This window comes from Bowmanella yangjiangensis (genome assembly GCF_018531185.1).
In the GTDB taxonomy this organism is placed as follows: Bacteria; Pseudomonadota; Gammaproteobacteria; order Enterobacterales; family Alteromonadaceae; genus Bowmanella; species Bowmanella yangjiangensis.
Window position 1 is genome coordinate 933,194 of sequence record NZ_JAHDJU010000002.1, and the last position, 21,471, is coordinate 954,664.

The 21,471-nt window shown below is 48.1% G+C and carries 17 protein-coding genes; 15 read left to right on the top strand and 2 right to left on the bottom strand.

The window, feature by feature from the left end:
* Window positions 1-90 precede the first annotated feature (90 nt).
* From KJY73_RS13570 to KJY73_RS13590, 5 genes are all read left to right on the top strand, one after another.
* The gene (locus KJY73_RS13570; RefSeq protein WP_214344252.1) at window positions 91-813 is read left to right on the top strand and encodes an ABC transporter ATP-binding protein; all 723 of its coding nucleotides are present in this window, start codon (window positions 91-93) and stop codon (window positions 811-813) included.
* 8 nt (window positions 814-821) lie between these two features.
* Window positions 822-2,813, top strand: coding sequence for a TonB-dependent receptor (locus KJY73_RS13575; protein WP_214344253.1), 1,992 nt, complete (start codon window positions 822-824; stop codon window positions 2,811-2,813).
* 9 nt (window positions 2,814-2,822) lie between these two features.
* Entirely contained in the window at window positions 2,823-4,259 is a 1,437-nt protein-coding gene (locus KJY73_RS13580) for a DUF3526 domain-containing protein (RefSeq protein WP_214344254.1), read from the top strand.
* Window positions 4,246-5,598, top strand: a complete 1,353-nt coding sequence (locus KJY73_RS13585; protein WP_214344255.1) for a DUF3526 domain-containing protein — start codon at window positions 4,246-4,248, stop codon at window positions 5,596-5,598. The genes KJY73_RS13580 and KJY73_RS13585 overlap by 14 nt, the downstream gene beginning before the upstream one ends.
* A 133-nt stretch (window positions 5,599-5,731) precedes the next feature.
* Window positions 5,732-6,508, top strand: coding sequence for a peptidylprolyl isomerase (locus tag KJY73_RS13590; protein WP_214344256.1), 777 nt, complete (start codon window positions 5,732-5,734; stop codon window positions 6,506-6,508).
* Here KJY73_RS13590 and KJY73_RS13595 read toward each other — a convergent pair.
* On the bottom strand, window positions 6,492-7,376 hold the full coding sequence (locus KJY73_RS13595) for a hypothetical protein (protein ID WP_214344257.1): 885 nt from the start codon (window positions 7,374-7,376) through the stop codon (window positions 6,492-6,494). The two genes, KJY73_RS13590 and KJY73_RS13595, sit on opposite strands and share 17 nt — an antisense overlap.
* A 231-nt stretch (window positions 7,377-7,607) precedes the next feature.
* Between KJY73_RS13595 and KJY73_RS13600 the strand changes: the two genes are divergently transcribed.
* The 9 genes from KJY73_RS13600 to KJY73_RS13640 all read left to right on the top strand — a co-directional run bounded on the left by KJY73_RS13600 (window position 7,608) and on the right by KJY73_RS13640 (window position 19,758).
* Window positions 7,608-10,058 carry a M1 family metallopeptidase gene (locus KJY73_RS13600; protein WP_206594037.1) on the top strand — a complete coding sequence of 817 codons (2,451 nt, stop codon included), beginning with the start codon at window positions 7,608-7,610 and terminating at the stop codon, window positions 10,056-10,058.
* Window positions 10,058-10,570 carry a DUF6702 family protein gene (locus KJY73_RS13605; RefSeq protein WP_214344258.1) on the top strand — a complete coding sequence of 171 codons (513 nt, stop codon included), beginning with the start codon at window positions 10,058-10,060 and terminating at the stop codon, window positions 10,568-10,570. Before KJY73_RS13600 ends, KJY73_RS13605 begins: the two co-directional genes overlap by 1 nt.
* 119 nt (window positions 10,571-10,689) lie before the next feature.
* Window positions 10,690-11,172, top strand: a complete 483-nt coding sequence (locus KJY73_RS13610; RefSeq protein ID WP_214344259.1) for a GNAT family N-acetyltransferase — start codon at window positions 10,690-10,692, stop codon at window positions 11,170-11,172.
* Between the two features lie 109 nt (window positions 11,173-11,281).
* Window positions 11,282-12,007, top strand: a complete 726-nt coding sequence (locus tag KJY73_RS13615) for a hypothetical protein (protein ID WP_214344260.1) — start codon at window positions 11,282-11,284, stop codon at window positions 12,005-12,007.
* 348 nt (window positions 12,008-12,355) lie between these two features.
* Complete coding sequence (gene lysC / locus KJY73_RS13620; protein WP_214344656.1) at window positions 12,356-13,702, top strand: lysine-sensitive aspartokinase 3; 1,347 nt, start codon at window positions 12,356-12,358, stop codon at window positions 13,700-13,702.
* A gap of 268 nt (window positions 13,703-13,970) precedes the next feature.
* Window positions 13,971-16,937 carry an outer membrane beta-barrel protein gene (locus tag KJY73_RS13625; RefSeq protein ID WP_214344261.1) on the top strand — a complete coding sequence of 989 codons (2,967 nt, stop codon included), beginning with the start codon at window positions 13,971-13,973 and terminating at the stop codon, window positions 16,935-16,937.
* Between the two features lie 232 nt (window positions 16,938-17,169).
* Window positions 17,170-17,883, top strand: a complete 714-nt coding sequence (locus KJY73_RS13630; RefSeq protein ID WP_214344262.1) for a LytR/AlgR family response regulator transcription factor — start codon at window positions 17,170-17,172, stop codon at window positions 17,881-17,883.
* A gap of 13 nt (window positions 17,884-17,896) precedes the next feature.
* Complete coding sequence (locus tag KJY73_RS13635) at window positions 17,897-18,991, top strand: sensor histidine kinase (protein WP_214344263.1); 1,095 nt, start codon at window positions 17,897-17,899, stop codon at window positions 18,989-18,991.
* A complete protein-coding gene (locus KJY73_RS13640) occupies window positions 18,991-19,758 on the top strand; it encodes a LytR/AlgR family response regulator transcription factor (protein WP_214344264.1) in 768 nt (255 codons plus the stop codon). The genes KJY73_RS13635 and KJY73_RS13640 overlap by 1 nt, the downstream gene beginning before the upstream one ends.
* Before the next feature lie 23 nt (window positions 19,759-19,781).
* Here KJY73_RS13640 and KJY73_RS13645 read toward each other — a convergent pair whose 3' ends face one another.
* Entirely contained in the window at window positions 19,782-20,396 is a 615-nt protein-coding gene (locus tag KJY73_RS13645) for a carbonic anhydrase (protein WP_214344265.1), read from the bottom strand.
* A gap of 179 nt (window positions 20,397-20,575) precedes the next feature.
* Between KJY73_RS13645 and KJY73_RS13650 the strand changes: the two genes are divergently transcribed.
* A complete protein-coding gene (locus tag KJY73_RS13650; RefSeq protein ID WP_214344266.1) occupies window positions 20,576-21,208 on the top strand; it encodes an OmpA family protein in 633 nt (210 codons plus the stop codon).
* Window positions 21,209-21,471 lie beyond the last annotated feature (263 nt).

The following is a 21,471-nucleotide window of genomic DNA, read 5'->3' on the forward strand; positions in this document are numbered from 1 at the left end:
TCACATTTCTTCTGGAGTCTGTTATTGTAATGTTATAACATCTTTGTTTTGCGGTCGAAGTGACATACAAAACAAAGGGTAACAATAACCATGATAGAACTCAGGCACGTCAGTAAAGCCTTTGGCGGGCATCTGGCGTTGGATGATCTTAGCTTTAAAGTTCAGACCGGGGAGGTGATGTGCCTGCTTGGAGCAAATGGGGCGGGTAAAAGCACAACGCTAAATATCCTACTGGACTTTGTTGCGCCAGATAGTGGCGAAGCATGGGTTGAAGGCATCAATGTTCAGCTTGAGCCACATAAAAGTAAACAGCGTCTGGTGTATCTGCCGGAAAACGTCAATTTGTATCAAGAGTTCAACGCCATTGACAACCTGAGCTATCTGGCCAGGTTGTGCGGCAATTTTGCCGATCTGAATGAAATCAAAGATGCGCTGCAGAAAACCGGTTTGCAGGAGGACGCCTGGCTGCAACCGCTGGCCAGCTATTCCAAAGGTATGCGACAGAAAGTGGGAATTGCCTTTGCGATTTTGCGCCGCGCTAAAGTACTGCTGCTGGATGAGCCGACGTCTGGCCTGGATCCCAGTGCTACGCGTGAATTCATCAAAATCATCGAGCAGCTAGCTAAACAGGGGGCGGCCATACTAATGGTGACCCATGATTTGTATTGCGCCCACACTCTGGCCAGCCATATCGGCATCATGAAACGCGGCCGACTGCTGGACGTGCTGGCCAATCGACAGCTTTCACTGGACAGTCTTGAGCACCTTTATCATCAACATATCAGTGGTATTTCCCTGGAAAAAACGGCCTGAATTCTCATATGACACACAAATTCAAACTATTGGCCAGCACCATGCTGGCTTCTTTTTATGCTGGTGCTTCGTTGGCCGATGAAGCACCCGATGGCAGTTCTCTAATTGTGATTGGCGAGCGCATTGAAGTGATAGGTCGTCAAAATGGCGTGCAACAATCCAGTCTCGCAGGCTCGGTGGATCTTATTAATCGTGATCAACTGCAAAACGAACATGTCAATGTCACGGTGGATTTACTGAAGAAAATACCGGGTATTTATTTTGCGCGTTTTAATCAGGGCATAGTGTCTACCGACTTTGCCATTCGCGGTTTTAATGGTGAAGGGTCAATGCCTCATGTGAAACTGCTGATTGATGGGGTGCCGAGTAACTTGCATCTTGGGCTGGCTGAAATGGATGCGCTGTTTCCCATGGAAGTGGAGCGCATGGAAGTTGTAAAAGGTAATCAGGACGTTCGATACGGTCTGCACAACCTGGCTGGATCCGTGAATATGCATAGTCGTCGTGACGAGGCTAGTGAAGCCGAGGTGTTGTACGGCAGTTTTAATACCCGCGAAGCGCAGTTTTATCATGGTCACAACGGCGAGCGCTTGTCCCAACACTACTTTGTTGGTCACAGGCAAACCGATGGCTATCGGGATCACGCTGAACTGGAGAAGCAAACCTTCTCAGGTAAATGGTTTTATCAGTTGTCCCCCCAAACTGAATTTGGCCTGATTGCCCGCTATTTTAATTATGAGGCTCAGGCGCCGGGTTATCTTACCGAGGCGCAAAGTCGTCAGGACCCTAGCCAGTCTGCCAGCTATGCGCAAGACGACAGTGGTGACAAACAAACCCGCCATATCAGTTTGCACTGGCAGCATGACACGGGAGCCTACTGGCATTTCAATGGCAAGCTGTATTGGCAGCAGTTCGACCGTCACCGATATCTGCAATATACCGCGACGTCTCCACAGCAAGAGCGCTTAGAAAAAGATCAACAGCAGGGTGCCATTCTGCAGCTAAGCCGTAACTTGGGAGACAACTGGTTATTCCTGGCGGGATTGGATTATCAGGCGCAGGACAATCAAAACAGTCGTCATGTGACGGAAAAACGTGTGCGCCAGCGCACCTTCCGAAATTGGGATTTTAGTTACAACAATTGGGGGGGCTATAGCCAGCTTCAATACCGTGAGGGGCCCTGGACGATTAGCGGTGGTGTGCGGGTCGACAGATTCAGCGGCGAGTTGCTGAATCTGCTTAGTCAGCAAACACGTCATCTGAATGACAATGGCACCACCGTATTGCCTAAATTCAATCTGTTGTATCAGGTCAATGATGACTTGAATCTGTTCGCCAACTACGGGGTCAGCTTTCAGGCTCCTACGGGGGCAGATGCATACGTTAAGGCTGGCACTGAGCATGAGCTTTCTAAAAACTATGGCTATGAGAGCGGTGTGCATTGGCAACCCACTGCATGGCTGAACAGCCGTTTATCTTGGTGGCAACAAGACGCCAAAGACGAGTTAACCCCGAAAACCGACGGCTCAGGCGACTTCGAAAACCTGGGAGAAACCCGTCGCCGTGGCTGGGATTTGGCCCTTAGCGCAGACCTCAATGCGGATTGGTCAGGCTTTGCCTCTTATACCAGACAAAAAGCCACATTAACCGAACCTGGGCCTGGAAAGGTCGACAGCAAAGGCAACTGGCTGCTAGGGGTTCCTGCCTATACCGCCACACTGGGGCTGATATACAGCGGCCTGGATAAGTTAAATGTGGCGTTATACGGCCATTGGCAGGGAGATTATTATGTCTCCAACTTTGTGCAAGCGCAGCGCTATGGCGACTACAGGCTGATTGATCTGGCATTTAACTATGATTTCGGTTGGGGAAATGCCGGTCTTCGTATTAACAATCTGTTTGATACTTATCACGAATATGTCTACCTGGTCGGTGCTGAAACTATCCATTCACCCGCTGATGGCCGGGGGGTAAACCTCAGCCTGTCCTATCACTTTTAGGAGCTGGGGATGAGTATCAATTGGACAGTTTGTTGCCACGAGCTAAAGCGAAAGTGGCATAACCAGACACTTAAGTTGTTGTTTGTGTTAGCGCAATTTTTGCTCGCGCTGGTACTATGGAACAGTTGGCAGCAGTATCAACAGAGTCTGGTTGTGCAGCAAAATGCGCAGACCATGGTGGAAGAACAATGGCTAGCCCAGCCAGACCGCCACCCACATAGGGTGGCGCACTTTGGTCATTTTGCATTTAGGCCGCCGGGCATGTTGAGTTTCTTTGATCAAGGCGTGAACAGCTGGGTAGGGCACAGTATCTTCCTGGAGGCGCACAAGCAAAACAGTGCCAACTTCTCAAAAGATGACAATGCCGAGCTGCTACTCAGGTTTTCCGAGTTGTCGGTGGCCAATACCTTGTTACTGATATGGCCATTACTGTTAATTGCCATGGGCTTTGCCAGCTTAAGTGGTGAGAAAGACAGTGGTACCTTACGGCAACTGGTTTCGCTGGGCGTGAGTTTCCGACAATTGCTGGTGGGCAAAGCGCTGGCATACCTGCTGCTTTCGCTGGCTTTTATACTGCCGGTATTCTGCGCGACCTTGCTGCTGGCGGCTTTTTCTGAGGTGGGTACTGACATCCAGCAGTGGTGGCGTTGCTTGTTGCTGTTGGCCGTTTATCTGCTGTACTGCCTGATTTGGGTGGCCTTAATTCTGCTGTGCTCTGTACTGTCATCCACATCACGTCAGTCATTGAGTGTATTAGTGACCTTGTGGTTTGTGTTAACGGTTCTGATGCCGCGCGTACTTGCCGATAGTGCTGAGACCTTGTATCCGCATTTGAAACGAAACGATTTCACCCAAACAGTAAAATCCGAAGTGCGTAAAACTGGTAATAGTCACAATCCTCACGATCCGCATTTTAACGCGTTTAAGGAGCGCATACTGGCTCAGTATGGGGTGACGCGCGTTGAGGACCTGCCGGTTAACTACCGAGGTTTGGTGATGCAGGAAGGGGAGCGGATCACCGCGGAGATTTATGACCGCCACTACCAGGCACAGTTGCAGCGATTTGCCCAGCAACAAGCCTTTATAGGCCACTTTTACTGGTTGAATCCCTATCTGGCGGCGCGAGATTTGAGCATGGCGTTAAGCGGCACCGATAGTCGTCACTTCTTCGACTTCGAGCAACAAGCTGAGTCGCATCGCTATGCCCGCATTCAACAGCTGAATAAGCTGCATGTGGAAGAAGTGGATTATCACGATGACCGTGGGCAGCGTCTGTCCGCCAGTTACTGGCAAGCTTTTCCCGCCTTTCACTATGCCTTTCCTGCCTTGAGCTGGTCTCTGTCTGGAATGGGCAAAGCAACCTTATCTGCGTTGCTGCTATTTGGGATGTTGCTGATATTGCTGTGGTTGCCGACTGTACAAAGGAGGTCATATGTCCGTGTTTGAATTTGAGCTCAGACGCATGTTCAGCGGCAAGGCCAATAACCTCAGCCTGCTGGTGTTTTTATTAAGTGGCCTGCTGGCGATTTATTTGGGGGCGCTAAACTATGACAGGCAAATGCAGGATCAACAGAACACCGCGTTGATTTTTGATAAGGAGAAAGAGCAGATCAGTGGTGCCGCGCACATCCCGGAAGTGGGATCACTGGCCTATTATGCGTCGGTACCCACTCAATGGCAGTTGTCACCCTGGGCGGCACTGTTCTCAGGTCAAAGTCAGTATCGACTCACGGCCATGCGTTTACAGGCTTTAGCCTTACAGGGACAGATCTACGGCCGCGAACTGATCAATCCAGCCAGAAGCCGGGCGGGTGGCTTTGACCTGGGCTTTGTGCTGGCCTATCTGTTACCCATTCTGATCGGCATTGTTACGGTTAGTTTGCTGTCGGAAGAACGGCAAAGTGGCCGCTGGCGAATGCTTAATGCCTTGTCAGCGCATACCGGAGCACGGCTTATCATTAGGGCGCTGCTGCTTCGTTTTGCTCTGATTGCCTTGCTGGTTTGTCTGCTGTTCGCTGTGGCTGCTGTGGTGGTAGGGCTACCGCTGGACGGCCTGTTTGTTGCCTTTATCGGTATCAGCTTGCTCTATTGTTTGCTGTGGTTTTTGATCGCAGGGCTGATTATCAGCCTGAATCGTGATTCTCTTTACAACAACCTGGCATTTCTATCTGTGTGGTTGGTTTTAGCTGTATTACTACCGGGATTGGTGCACTTGCAGCAAAGCCGCTCGTTTGATGCGCAGCTACCGTTGAAAGCGGCGGTCGAACAGCGCCTGGTGATGAATAACGGTTGGGATCAGGATATGCATCAGGCATTGGTTGACTTTGCTGAGCATTATCCGCAGTTCACAGAGCAGCTTGATTTCAGCGGACGCTTTCACTGGAAGTGGTACTTTGCCATGCAGCATTTAAGTGACCAGGCGGTTGAGGATAAATGGCAGGCTTATCTGATGGAGCATCAGGCCAGAGATAGACAACTGGATAAGATAAGTTTGCTATCTCCCAGTCTGTTGTTGCAGCGCTACCTGTATGCAATGGCTGGAACAGATAGTCAGGCGTATTTTGCGTACCTGCAACAGATCAGCGACTTTCATCGCCAATTACGCGAGTTTGTTTACCCTTATCTGTTCGCTGATCGGCAAATGGGCGCTGATGATTTCAACACCTTTCCTGCGTTTGTGGCGAAACCAACGGCACAATACCCTTTACCTCTGATGTTGGTCTTAATAGTTATAGGGTTAACGGGGTTGTTGAGCTGGCGTTTTCGTCGTCTGGCAAAAGTCTAAAAATATGGGGCGAACGTGTTCGCCCCTGAGCTACAGGCAAACACAAAAGAACACAAACTGATAAGGTTTTTCCCTTGCCTTCCACTTAAGCTTCTCTCCCAAGTTAATTCTTATATTTAGTGGAAAAGCGCAAATGAAGTTATCGCGTCATATTAATTTTGTTCTGGGAGCTGGGTTGCTCACGTTATCAACCTGGTCAGCACAGGCAACAGTGGTTGAAGTACAAACTGTGATGGGCAACTTCCAGGTCAACCTATATGACAGCAAAACCCCAAAAACGGTGGAAAACTTCCTAGGCTACGTTAAATCCGGCGCTTATTTTAATAACGTTGTACATCGTTCAATGGACGACTTCATCATTCAGGCGGGTGGCTATCAATTCGATGGCGAGTTGCCCCTCAATGAGCTAAGCAAAGCGGCATCTGTGGTCAATGAGCCTAAGTTGTCAAATGTGCGAGGCACTATTGCTATGGCTAAACTTGCGAATGACCCCAACAGTGCCACCTCTGAGTGGTTTATTAATCTAAAGGACAACAGTGCTAATCTGGATCTGCAGAACCATGGTTTTACCGTATTTGGCCAGGTTCTAGGGAATGGCATGCAAGTGGTGGATGCCATTGCTGCACTACAGACGTTCGACAAAGGGCCAGCGTTTCGCAATATTCCCCTGCGTAACTACAGCGATGCCAGTCAGGACGTAAAAGGTGAGAACTTGGTACTGATTACCGACATCGTGATAGTGGATGCGGCAGTCAATACTCACCCCGAGTTGAATCCCGTGCCTAATACCCTGATTAATAAATTACCAGAATCAGAAGGTTCAAGCTCAGGCGGTAGTTTAGGTTTTGGCGTGCTGTTGGCCGGTATGCTGGCTGCCTTTAGCAGACGCCGTTTCAACGCGAAATACTAATCTGTTGCGTAGGCGATTGGTTTAAAACCTGACTACGATACTGGTGCCAGAACGCAGGGCTGGCATCAGCAAACCAAAATTCCAGATTACGCATATAGGCTGCTGAGCGGAGTACACTCGGCAGAGCTTGGTTTATTAACGAAATAGTCTGATCACCCCATGGACTATTGCTGCATCCCACTGCACCTATGATGGCCGTTTGCTGGTTTTCGGCTATGGGTAAGTAAGCAAGTTTATGTTCGCTAGTGAGTTCGAAGTATCGACCAATAACCGGGTAGTCCAAGCTGTAGTCCAGTTTCTTGGCGGTAATCAAGCGAAGCATTGTGAGGGTTGGTGCTTCACCAGCCAACTGAATGTGGTTTTTATTCTTGTCTGCATACTTATCCATTAAAGGCTGCAAGTGTTCTCCGTATTGGCGGCCTAGCGGTCTGACAAAAGAGTATTCAGAGTCTTGCAGTAAGCTGGCCAATAGTATGGGCTGGCCATGTTTAGCCTGTAATTCTGATGCTAAGTCCGGGCTGGTAAATAGCTGGTGGGCTTGATAGTAGAGAGTCGCACGCGAATACGTAGTATCTTGTGTGTCAGCCTGTTTGATCATACAAGGGAAGCACAAAGGGGCGCCTTGCTTACGTAGTTTGGCAATTCTGCCGGGGGGCAGATAAATCACTTCGTGCTTGCCCTTCAGTGAATGCTTTAATTGCTCAGTGAGTACATCGCAGAATCCCTGGCCTTCATACTTGCCTCGCATAATATGAAAGGGCGGCGCGTCATTTATTGCCCAAATGAAATGATGTTCGGCAGGTAGTTCCTGACCAAAGACATGCAGACTGATAAGTCCTGATATCAGGGAGATAAAAGCGGCACGCATCCCAATCTCTCCAGCTTCCCTGTTTATCAGGGTAGTAAATAAAATCGGGATTGCAGCAAATTCCGCCCACTTCATCCTTTTTACTCGACCATTGGCCGATTTATTTTGTTCTGACTGGTTATTTTTTTGAGTTTAGTGCGGTAGGCTGCGTCTTTGGACCGGGACAAAGGCGCCGAAGAGCAACCCAATCCTGGATACCGTCATAATGCCAACAAGTTTTTTGGACATCCCATGTTAAGACCATTGTTAATCTCAGCAGCCTTGCTTTGCAGCTTGCAGGCCAGTGCTGACGCGATCCGTCAGACTAAAGGCGATTTCGAGGACAAATTTCGTCAACTAGATGAAGTGTTGCCCACTCCCAACGTGTATCGAAATGCTGCAGGAGAGCCAGGTCATCAATACTGGCAGCAGCAGGTAGATTACAAAATTCAGGCGAAGTTGTTGGAAGACAAGCGCCGACTGGAAGCAAGCCAACAGGTGACTTACCAGAATAATTCACCGGATACCCTTCGTTATCTTTGGCTGCAGCTGGATCAGAATATTTTCAAATCCGATTCTATGGCCGAGCTGACGACAGCTTTTGCTGGCATTGGTCGTCGTGGTCCGGCGACGTCTGCGGGAGATGGTAAAAAGCCGGCACGTCTTAGCCTGGATGAACTGCGCCGCCAACACTTTATGGCCGACAATGAATTAGGTTATGTGATTAAAGACGTTAAGGACGGTAATGGTAAGCCGCTGAAAGTGACCTTGGTGGGTACCAATATGCGTATTGATCTGAACCAGCCGCTAAAGCCCGGTCAGTCCACTCAGTTCTCGCTAACTTACGCTTACAACATAGTGGAAGAGAATGCAGTTTCGGCTCGCGGTGGTTACGAGCATTTCCCTAAGGATGCGCGTGAGGGTGGCAATGATATTTTCCAACTGGCCCAATGGTTCCCGCGTCTGCATGCTTACACTGACTATGAAGCCTGGACCAACAAAGAATTCCTGGGGCGCGGCGAGTTCACCCTGGAGTTTGGTAATTACGACGTAGAAATTACTGTACCTGCTGACCATATCGTAGCCGCCACAGGTAGTTTGCAAAACGCGGATAAGGTATTGACCCGCGAGCAGAGAAAGCGTTTGAAAGACGCCGAGAAGGCTAAGCGCCCTGTGTTTGTGGTGACCGAAGAAGAGGCGCTGGAAAACGAGAAAGAAGGCACCGACAAAACCAAAACCTGGCGTTTTAAAGCAGACAAGGTAAGAGATTTCGCTTGGGCGTCGTCGCGTAAGTTTATGTGGGATGCGAAAGGTTATCAGCAGGGCGGCGACACACAGCCTCTGGTCATGGCGATGTCTTTCTATCCGAAAGAAGGTGGCGATCTGTGGAAGAAATATTCCACCGAAGCTGTGGTGCATACCATGGAAGTATACTCACGCTTCTCCTTTGACTATCCCTATCCCGTTGCTCAGTCGGTGAATGGCCCTGTAGGTGGCATGGAATATCCCATGATTACTTTCAACGGCCCGCGTACCACCTTGCAAGATGACGGCAGCCGCACTTATACCCAGGCGGAAAAACGTTTCCTGATCGGTGTGGTTATCCATGAAGTAGGGCATATTTATTTCCCTATGCTGGTTAACTCGGATGAGCGCCAATGGACTTGGATGGATGAAGGCCTGAACAGCTTCCTGGACGGCGTGGCTGGCCGCGAATGGGATTCAGATATGCCCTGGGGTATCGAACCTTCTGAAATTGTTGATTACATGGTGTCCAGCACCCAAGTGCCAATTATGACTCAGTCTGACTCCGTGTTGCGCCTTGGCCCCAATGCCTACACTAAGCCAGCTGCGGCACTGACCATTTTGCGTGAGACTATCCTGGGCCGTGAACTGTTTGATTTTGCCTTCAAAGAGTACGCGCGTCGCTGGCAATATAAGCGTCCGACGCCGGCTGATTTTTTCCGTACGATGGAAGAGGCCAGCGGTGTTGACTTGGATTGGTTCTGGCGTGGTTGGTTCTACAGCACTGACCACGTAGATATCTCATTAGATAAAGTCTACAAGCTGCGTTTGGATACAGAAAATCCAGACATCGATTTTGCTCGTGATAAAGAGCAGGATCTGGATAAGCCATTGTCCATGAGCTTGGAAAACAACCGTAAAGAAGGCATCCGTGAGTGGCGTGAACTGAATGAAGACCTGAAGGACTTCTATGACGAGCATGACCGCTGGACTGTGACCAACAAAGAACGCAACAAGTACAACAAGTTCATGAAGGATTTGGAAGACTGGGAGCGTGAAGCTCTGGAGCGTGCGGTAAAAGAAGACAAGAACTACTATGTTCTTGAATTCTCAAACCTTGGCGGTCTGGTGATGCCGATTATCCTTAAACTGGATTATGCGGACGGCAGCAGCGAAACCATGCGTATTCCCGCCGAGATCTGGCGTCGTAGCCCGAAAGAGGTGAAGAAACTGATTGTCACCGATAAGGGTAAAGAGTTGACGCAGGTTGAAGTGGATCCGCGCTGGGAAACTGCCGATGCGGATATAGAGAACAACCTCTATCCACGCCGTATAGTGCCTTCTCGTGTTGAAGCTTATAAGTCTGAGAAGTCTAAGGCTAAGATCAGCCGCGATATCATGCAGGACATCAAGACCAAGCTGAAGACAGATGAAGACAAGGACGATAAAGCTAACTAATGATCAAACAGCACTTTAAACTGCTGGTTGCCGTCAGCCTCGTGCTGGCGGCATTTGCCAGTCTTGCCCATCAGCAAAAAGCCTCTGTGACCAAGGTTTTGTTTAATCCACGCACGCAGCATATTGAAGTGATGCATCGCTTTTATCTGCACGATGCCGAGCATGCGGTAAAGGAAATTTTTGGCAAAGATGCCGATATTATCGGCTCAGAGCAAACCCAACGTCAGTTTGCCGAGTACGTGGCTGAGCGTTTTGCTTTATTGCGTGACGGGCAGCCGTTGCCGTTGGGTGCGGTAGGATTTGAAACAGAAGGTAAGTTTTTCTGGGTTTATCAGGAAACCCCTGTTCCCGTTACCCTCGAGGCGCTGTCGGTGAAGCATAACGCCTTGCGGGACATCTGGCCGGAACAGGAAAACCTCGTTAATGTTGAAAAAGATGACGAGGTAAAAAGCCTGAACTTCAATGGCAATACGGAGTTGTTAGAAGTGCATTTAGGTGGTCATCACCATTGATTCAAAGCGGGGCCAATCGGCCCCGTTTATTTTTCTGCTTCTTTGCTTAGCAAGCAATTTTTCGCACAGCCGGCAATTCAGTTAATATCACCCGCTTAGACCTATAACAGAGAGTAAGTATGACAAACATCAGTATCAGGGCTGCCCAACGTGACGATGCCGCCACCATATTGCACTTTATTCGTGAACTGGCCATTTATGAAAAGGCCGAGCATGAAGTCAAAGCGACGCTGGAAACAATTCAAACGAGTATGTTCGGCGAGCAAAGCGGTGTGCATGGCCTGATTGCTGAGGTAGAGGGGCAAGCGGTTGGCTTTGCGGTGTACTTCTACAACTACTCTACTTGGCTGGCTAAACCTGGTCTGTATCTGGAAGACTTGTATGTGTCTCAGGCGCAAAGGGGTAAGGGCTATGGTGTTGCCTTACTCAAGCATTTGGCGGGTATAGCGGTTGAAAAGCAATGTGGACGCTTTGAGTGGAGTTGCCTTGACTGGAACACACCATCCAGGGAATTTTACGAATCATTGGGTGCTGAACCGCTATCTGAATGGATCGGTTATCGAATGTCTGGTGAAACGTTGCAACGTTTTGCTACCCAGTAGTTCAGCCATCTTGCACCAGGCTGGAAATACCTATAAGTAGTGGGCGGCAGTGAACTTTCCTGTTAGCTGTGCATCTACATTGGCATGTTTTTTTGTCACTTGAATTGTTTTGCAGCAGGAAGTTAAAAATAGCGCCAAGCCACCATCATTGTTGCCATGGATAGGTATATCCGTGGTCGCGCATATGTTGGTGGTTCTTGCTTTGTTGCAAAAAAATACCCTTCCTAAGCAAAAGGTGGCTGAAACCACTATTAAGGCGAAGCTTTGGACAATGCCGCCAAAGCCAGCGCCTTTGTCATCTGAGCCTGTTGAACAGCCTGTCGTGACTGAATTGCAAACCGAACCAGGCACCGTTTCTGAAACTGTGGAGCCGGTGCCGGCGCCAGATATTGACGAACAGATCCCCCCCCTTCCTTCGGAGCAGAAAGATACCGAGGTGGCTACAGTTGATGCAACAACGCCAACAGTGACAGAGCCGCCCCTGAGTGCTGAAAGTGGAAAAGTGCTGGGGGGGAATAGTGAACATATGTCCATGGCACAGCGGCACTTACGCAACTGGCATTCCCAGCAACAACAGCAAGTGGCTGAGCGGGCTGCCAGGCAGTTTCGGCAACAACAGAATAATCCTGTCGGGGAAATTCCTGACTATAGCGAGCGGCTCAGTGAAGATGAACAGCGGATGCAAGATTTAATGGTTGAAGCCAATTGTGACTCAACTAGCAATAAGGTGGCTGCCGTGCTGATGGGCATTGCCGGAGGAATGGTTAAATGCAGTAAGCCACCGCCCATTCAGAAATTTATAGATGAACGTTTGAAACGTAATAAAAATCAATGAGATAAAGCGCTCTTTGGGTTGTGTTTCAATGCCATGTCTTAGCAGTTCACGCCTTTTCGAACTTAAACAGTTTCAAGCGACTTTATTTTCCGGCTCCGCATCCACTTACATTCATATTACTTAGATAAAATTTGGCATGCCTTATAGCGAATATTTTCATTGTAACAGGGGGAATAGACGCTATTATGCTTGGCCCAGACCCTAGTGCGAGTAGAAAGAGTATCTTTTTTACGTTGCATAAAATTTCATTTTTAGTGAATGAAAATTCTTCTGGGTGGTGGCTCAGTAACGTTGCCGGGCTACCACAGTGCGCCGAACATCGGGATGAATTTGTTTGTGGGGGGAGCTATGTCACTCAATATTGCCAAATTTGGCGGAACCAGCGTCGCTAATATTGACGCGATGCGCAACTGCGCGCGTATCGTTATCAACAATCCTGCAACCCGGGTTGTTGTGGTCAGTGCGGCCGCTGGTGTTACGAATTACCTGGTGCAGTTGGCTAATGAAGAACTGACCTCTGAGCAAATCAATGAATTGATTGCCAAGGTAGAAGAGATCGAATTTTCCATTCTTAGAGGCTTGGACTCGCCGGCACCCGTTGCAGCGAAGCTGAATGAATTGTTGGTGCAGTTACGCGAGCTGGCAAGTCACGAAGAGATTTTACATCGCCCAGATTTGAAAGATGCCATCCTGTCGCTGGGCGAGCGGATGTCATCACTGATGTTTGCTGAGCTTTTGTGTCAGATGGGACACGCCGCTGCAAACTTTGATGCCCGTAAAGTGATAAAAACTGATAATGAATATGGTCAGGCTGAGCCTGTTATCGGTCTGATTGCACAACAGGCTGAAAAACTCATGAAGCCGGAGCTGGCGAGTACTGTGCTGGTTACCCAAGGCTTTATCGGCTCCGATGAACAAGATAATACCACCACACTTGGCCGCGGCGGCTCAGATTACACTGCTGCGTTGTTAGCCGAATCGCTGGATGCAGACACCTGCGAGATCTGGACCGATGTTATCGGGGTATACACCACTGATCCGCGCATTACCGACAAAGCCCGGCCTTTGCCCGAATTGAGCTTTGAAGAGGCGGCGGAAATGGCCACATTTGGTGCCAAGGTTCTGCACCCTGCCACTATGGTTCCCGCGGTCAGAAAGAACATCCGTGTGTTTGTTGGTTCCAGTCGGGAGCCGGAGAAGGGCGGTACCTGGATTGCAAAGAACTGTGACCACGAACCCTATTATCGGGCTTTGACTCGCAGAAAAGACCAGGTGCTGGTAACAGTTAAAACACCCAGCATGCTGTATGCCTCTGGTTTTTTACAGCAGGTTTTTGAGATCCTGGCTAATCATAATCTGAGTGTCGATCTGGTGACCACCTCAGAAATTGCCGTGTCACTGACCATTGATAATCCACCCAATTCGGTTAGGGCCAGGCTGAATAAAGCCACTATCGAAGACTTAAAAGAAATTAGTGAAGTCACGGTGGAAGAAGGCTATGACCTGGTGACGGTGGTGGGCAACAACATGCACAGTGCTGCTGGTGTCTCCAGCCGGATCTTCAATGCAGTGAGCGAGTTTAATCTGCGCCTGATTTGTTATGGTGCCAACCCTCACAATATATCCTTCCTGGTGAAGGACGAAGACAGTACCGACGTTATAAAAGTCTTGCATCAGGACTTATTCGAGTCTTGATGCGAAGGGCAATGGTGTCTTATACACCATTGCCTGTTCCCCCTATTTTTTTCCTTCTGTTTACACCCTGCAGCGCAGCTTTTGTCCCTCGATACTGCCTATTCCTCACACAGGACGATTTTTTAACATCTGAAATGGGCTATTCAAACTCAATACTGTCTGGTTTGTCACTGATTCAGCTTCTGCGTTTGGCGCACTGTTAGCGTTGCCATAATCGGCGTAGTTGTGCGTCGATGGAAACGAATAATAACTCCACAGGAGATGTGACATGAGAGCAAAATTCAATAGGCGCATGACTGCATTGGCAGTTGCCGCTGCATTGAGCTTTTCAACCAGCGTATTGGCTGATACGGGTGGTTTGCGTATCACTATCGTTGATAACAACGGTAACCCAGTAGCTGGTGCAACGGTTAAAGTTAGAACCCCCGACAGTTTGACAGAGAAGGAAGCGGTTTCAGACGCTGAAGGTAATGTGCGTTTGGTTGGTTTGGATGCGTCGACCAAATACCAGGTAAATATTACCGGCCAGGGATATCAACCACTGGTTGCTAATAACGTGCGGGTTGTTACTGGCAAGAGCCTGAGCTTGAGCTATCAGGTATCCAGTGAAAACTTTGAGAAAATCGAAGTGACAGGCAAGCAAGTTGCGGCAATGGACACAACGTCTGCTGTTGTAGCAACAGATATTACCCTGGATCTGACAGAATCACTGCCTACTGCGCGTAACTATCAGAGCTACCTGCAGTTGGCTCCAGGTGTTAAGCCGAGTAATGGTGGTAACCCATCTTCCAAATCAGGTGTAAACTACTCGGACATTCCTGATTCACGATATGGTAGTGCAGGTTCATCGTCTGACAACGTTTACTATATCGATGGTGTAAACGTGACAGATAACTCTGCTGGTACCTTTGGTGCCAACTTTAACTCTGAGATTATTCAGGAACAGCAGATTATTACTGGTGGTATTCCTGCTAAATATTCAGGTGGTGCAGGTCTGGTCTCTCGCGTAGTTACCAAATCAGGTAGTAACGAGTTCCATGGCTCCATTAACTACTATATGCAGAATGACAGTCTGGTGTCTGATTACAAAAACGACTCTACCAGAGAGAAGAGCTTCAGCAACTTTGATACAGCTGTCACATTAGGTGGCCCGATTATCAAAGACAAATTGTGGTTCTTTGCGTCTTATCAGTTAAAGAAAGAAGACACCGATGTACCAGATCCAGACAACAATGGTGCAGTAGCGCGTTCAGTTGAACGTGAAGAAAAATTGGGCTTTGCCAAAATTACCTGGCAAGCAACTGATGATGATCGTTTGACCTTTACTTACTTCAATGACCCAACCGAAATTTCCGGTACAGACATTGCTAGTACGCCAAATAATCGTGACCGCGTTCGCAAGCAAGGTGGTGATAACTATAAAGTTGATTACACTCACTCTTGGGACGATCTAATACTGTCTGCTGGCTTTATGTCGCACGAAGGTGAGTTAAGTGATATCGCGGTAGATCAAACTACCCGTAACGATGTTGCCTATATCGGTGGTAATCCGACTAAGGCAGACTTGAGCCGCGGTGGTTTGGGTTCTAACACTACGCGTTTCCGCAACAAAGACAATGCGTATATCAATCTGGAATACTATCTGTATACAGATTTTGGTGAGCATAAGTTTGAGTTCGGCTACGAAAGAGAGAAAAACGAAAACTACAGCAACCAGATATATACCGGTGAAGGTGCACAGTATACCTCTATTGCTGCCGCTCAAGCAGGTATCACGCTGGATGAGTATATTGCTGCTAGCTGGACAGGTGAGAAAGAGTTCAGTTCCGGCGACAGAGCGCGTTTTATCAATGCAATCAATAAAAGTGCTGATAAAGACTATTTCTTAGGTTTGCTGGATACCGACAATGACGGTGCTGTTAGCCAGGCTGAAATCGGTGCAATGACCTTCGGTACCACTTCAGGCAACCCTGATAGCCAAGTTAATGCCTATCGCGCATTGTTGTCTTTCCAAGCCCCGTCAGAGTTTGTAACAAAAGGTCAGGTTTTCTATCTGCAAGATACCTGGACTTTGGACAACCTAACGGTTGCTGGTGGTATCCGTGCCGAGAAATGGAACCACTATGCTAACGATGGTAGCAAGATCTTCACCTTTGATTGGGAATATGCTCCGCGTTTGAGCGTGGTTTATGACATCAATGGCGATGGTGAAAGTAAGGTTTGGGCATTCAGTGGCCGTTATTACGACCCTATTCGTACCAACATGACCTCATTCGCGGGTAATGTGAAGGGTAACGTTCTGGATGAACAGGTCTTTATTGGTGATAAGTGGCTGACTTACCGTACACGTGGTCCAGCTGATGCGATGTTTGCACCTTCAACCAAGACTCCGTATACCGATGAGTTTATGATCGGTTATCAGCAAAGCATCTTGGATGATATGAGCGTGTCATTTACCTATACTGATCGTAAAACCAAGGACATTCTGGAAGATTATGACTTGGGTTTGTACTCAGAGACGGGTGAATACGCTGGTACCTTCCTTGAGTTGCCGTTGTCTTACTTTGGCTTCTCTGAAGTGCCCCGCACCAACTATGTGATTGCCACATTAGAAGGCGGTATCCGTAAGTATAAAGGCTATGAAGTAGCCTTCCGTAAGCATAAAACTGACAACTGGCAAATGCTGGCGTCTTATACGCACAACGATGCAGAAGGTAACACCAACTCAGACAGTAACGCTGACTACCAAGGGGACTGGAGTGTTCTGGATCCTCGTGCGCCTAACCAGTATGGTAAGCAGCCAGGTAACATTGATGACCAATTCAAGGTCGCTGCGTCTTACTTCTTTGACAATGGCATAGAAGTTGGTGCGGTATACAACTGGAACTCTGGTGTACGTTACAGTGAAACTATGGCGATTGGTGGACGACACTTGCCTGTATTGGTTGATGTACCTTATGAGTTCGGTGGTTGGACTGATACCTGGATCAAAGAAGGTGCGGTGGGTTCACACACTACGCCGTCTTTTGGCACCTTAGACCTGCGTGTGAAATACAGCATGGATATCGATATCTACAAGGCTGAGTTCTTCTTGGATATCTTTAACGCGCTGGATGACCAGGCCGTAACACGTGAGCAGGACTTGCTGTCTGGTGACGGTACTTACCAATTTGGTGAAGCGATGAACTGGGTTGAACCTCGTCGTTTCTACCTGGGTATGAAGCTGTCATTCTAATCTGTCACTAACTGTAACAACAAAGCCAAGGCCAGCGCCTTGGCTTTTTTTTTACCCTGTTGCAGAATCAGGGGGATGTAAAAAGTGCTAAATCGACGCGTATCGGCAGGTCAGACGGGCAATGTGGGTAAATTTTGCGCGCTCGCAACTGGCTGCAAAAATCTACAAGATCGTTTCCGCATGTTGAAGAAACGCATGGAAATTCGCAGTAACTGAAATTGAGAGGGGAATCATGTTCACTTGCATGGTGGTTGATGATGAGGAATTGGCCAGAGAACGTCTTACCAGGCTGATTGCTCAGCGCGGCAACTGGAAACTTGTAGCTGAAGCTGATAGTTACCAGGAGGCTCGCACACTATTGCTTGAGAAGCGACCTCAGGTTTGTTTTATGGATGTGGAAATTATCGGTGGCAGCGGCATCAATTTGGCCACAGAACTAAGTTCGGAGCTAAATACGCGCTGGGTGTTTACCACGGCTTACTCTCAGCATGCTCATAAGGCCTTTGAGATTGAAGCGGATGATTATTTGCTTAAACCCTTCGATGATGAACGCTTTGAGCGAATTCTGGAGAAGCTCCAGCGTAAACTGATATTAAGTACGCCAAACCGGGACATCCTGGCGGTGCGTACTAATGGCCATGTACAATTTATTAAAACACGGGACATCATCTGGATTAAAGGTGCGGGTAATTATCTGGAGCTACATTGTCAGAACCGAACCTATTTGCACAGAGAGTCGATGACCGGTATTGAGCAGCACTTGGATCCCTCAAGTTTTATTCGTATTCATCGCTCTGCCATCGTCAACATTAACTATCTGGATGCCATTAATAGCGAATTGGGTCGTTACAGTACCCTGGAAATGTCTAATAAGGACGAAGTGCGTATCGGTAATACCTACCGAAAGCCATTATTCCAAATGCTAGGGTTAGATGCTGGTGAATGAGTCTGTAACAAGCTTGAGTTCGCCAGATATTAACGAGTCGTTGTTTAAAAAGCCTAACTTTTGGTTGCTGCATATCAGCGGCTGGCTTTTTTATTATTTGGTGTTGGTATTCGACAACTTGTTTTTATTTGGTAGTTATAACTACTTTGGCAACAGCATTGTTTATTTGCTTATTCCTATTACCCTGATGGGGATGCTACTAACGATACCGCTGCGCTATCTGTTTCGACACTGTATGCATATGCGGCCTTTATGGCTTGGCGTTATGATTCTGGGTGTTAGCGCCTTACTTTCCGTGCTTTGGACTGTGCCGAAAAATCTGCTCCTGCATTACGCCAGAGGGGAGGATGTGTTCGCTTTGAGCAGTATTCCCGGTTTTGAATGGGTGCATTTATTTATGATGGTCAGCACTTCATTTTTTATCATCATGGTCTGGTGTAGTCTGTATTTTGGTATCAACTACCACTTTCGCCTGGTGGATGCTCAGGGGCAGCGCTATGAGGCTGCGCGGCTGAGTCATTTGGCTCAGATTCGTATGCTGCGCTATCAGATTAACCCTCATTTTTTGTTTAACAGTTTAAATGCGGTATCTACGCTGGTGATGCGTGATGATAAACAGCGTTGTAACCGAATGCTAAGTCAGCTTTCTACCTTTTTGCGTTTTTCCCTGGATACCGATCCTGAGAAAAAGATCCGACTGCATGAGGAGATTCGCGCCCTTATGTTGTATCTGGATATTGAAAAAACCCGTTTCGGTGAGCGATTGGAAGTTAAGTTACATGTGCATCCAGATGCTGAATTTGCTCTGGTTCCTAGCTTGTTAATACAACCCCTAATTGAGAATGCAATAAAACATGCTATTGCGAAAATGTCCCGGGGCGGAAAGATCACTGTTAGAGCATGGTTAGAAGAGACGGATTTAATTTTGCAAGTGGAAGACAATGGGCCACTCACAGATTTGGCTGGGATCAACAAGGATGGGGTTGGGTTACAAAATATTACGGACAGGTTAAGAGTGCTGTATCAGGATAAACAATCACTGAAACTCTATGTGGTTAATCCGAATGGTTTTGGCGTACGGATCAGCCTTCCATACGAAGAGAACTGATGAACAAGGTATCTGTCATTATTGCCGATGATGAATTATTGGCCAGAGAAGGATTGACAAGTCTCCTATCGATGTTGCCTGGAGTGTGCATTGTTGGAGCTTACGCCGACGGTAAGCAAGCCTTGGAAGGGATTCGTGCCTTGCGCCCGGATGTGGTAATCCTTGATGTTGAGATGCCTGAGTTACGTGGTGATGAAGTGCTCCAGATAATGCGGGCTGAAGGCTTATCGACCTCAAAAGCAGTGTTGGTTAGTGCCACAGACTTGCGCCACCGCTATTTAAATTGCTGCGATGATTACTTACTTAAACCCCTGAGCCCCCAAGTTATAAGCGATCTTATTGGAACAGTGGCTGCCGGTAGGGGAATCGCTGAGGGGCGTTTGCGATGCGTTGGGGACGAAGGCGGCACGCTGATGCTTGGTGAATCATCTGAAGATACGGCGAGTGAATTTGTGCGACTAAAAACCGGCGATCACTGGCGCAAGGTGCCTCATCACCGGATTAACTGGGTGGAAGAAGCTGGAGATTATGTGTGTTTGCATACTCCTTATGAGTCTGTGGTAGGTCGGCACAGTATATTAGGCGTGGAAAGGCAGCTTAACCCGAAGACGTTTTGTCGAATTAATGCATCAGTGATTATCAATCTGACACAGTTGCAGAAAACCTCAGCGGAAGGAGCGGGGGAGCTATTGGTGTTTATGAAATCCGGCGACAGATTTAGAGTCGATAATGCCTACCGTCGTCGTTTTCAGCTATCGGCGACCTGAATGACAGGCCGCCTGTCAGGCGGTTAATTATCAAAGAAGTGGACTTGTCCGGTTTCCAGTGAGTATTCGGCACCCACTACCATCAGTCCGTCATTTTTTATCAGGTTTTCTAAGACTGCAGAGCCCGCGCTAAGTGTATTCACTGACATTCTCACATTGGCGCGAATGGCTTGCTCAGCCAGGGCTTTCTGATCGTTACGTAAATCGGTGTAGACCAATGCTTCAACGGCAGGACGAATGCGTTTGACGATGGAGCCGAGGTTTTTCGAAGGGGCATCTGTTGGACGTTGTAGCTGTTCCAAGGTGGCATGCACTGCGCCGCATTTGCTATGGCCCATCACCACAACTAAGCGAGTGCCAAATTGCTCTGCGGCAAATTCCACGCTGCCAATCTGTGATGGCGCAACAATATTTCCTGCCACCCGAATAACAAATAAATCTCCCAGACCCTGATCAAAAACGATCTCAACCGGCACTCTGGAGTCGGAGCAGCCTATGATAACTGCGAAGGGAGCCTGACTACTGATCAACTTGTCACGGCGGTTTTCATTAACCAGTTTTTCCAGTTGACTATCGCCTTCAACAAAACGTTTGTTGCCTTCTTTAAGTCTTTCTAACGCTTCAATTGCGGTAAGCATAAGCTCTCCCCTGTTATTGAAATAAATACTGATGCGAATCTTATAGACATAATCCTTACTTGGAAATCCGATATGATTGGCAACCGTAAAATTGTTCTATTGTTAAGGTGCTTGTTCAGGGCTGATTAAGCCTGATGAGATAACCTGAAGCCGTATTCGCCAATAGCTAGGAGTTTTTTATGCGCAAAGCACTCATTCTTTTCACTCTCTCTTCTCTGGCCTTAGCTGGTTGCCAGACTACTGCAAATAACACGCAAAAAGGTGCTGCGATTGGCGCGGTTGCCGGTGCGTTGTTAGGTAAAGCGACTGGCGATAATGCGAAAAGCCGTTATGTTTGGGGCGCAGCGGTTGGTGCGCTGGCTGGTGCTGCCATCGGCAACTATATGGATCAGCAAGAACAGGAATTTCGAGATGAGTTGGCCGGTAGTGGTGTGCAGGTGTATCGCGAGGGTGACAATTTAAGGCTGCAACTGCCTGGCAATATCACCTTTGCAACTGGCAGCGCTGGTATTTCTCAGGGCTTTAACCCTGTTCTGGAAGATGTCGCCAAAGTACTGAACAAATATCCGAAAACAACCTTAATGGTTGAAGGTCATACTGATGATGTGGGCAGTGCCGAAAGCAATCAGAAACTCTCTGAGGCGCGGGCCAATTCGGTGAAAAACTTTCTGTTAGGTCAGCAGGTTGATTATCGCCGTATCACCACCGTTGGCCTGGGTGAGTATCAGCCGGTGGTTGATAACTCAAGCGATGCTAATCGCCAGCGCAACCGTCGGGTTGAATTGAAAATATTACCCCTGCAAGCTGGATAAAAGAGCAAAGGAAAGTTAAGCGGCGCCGATGGCGCCGTTTTTTTCACAATGAACGGTATGCCACCATCACAGGGATGCAAAAGAGCGGAAATACGTAAGGTTAACATACAGATAACTGCTCACCTGAGTTCGTCCCTAGTCCCTCTGATGGAATTGTACATTTTCGCTGCTTCTTTATTTCCTTAGTGACCATATAGGTTCGGATGCATTACGACATGCCTTTTATCATGAACTGTCGTGAATATCCCCTGGGCTGAATGGTT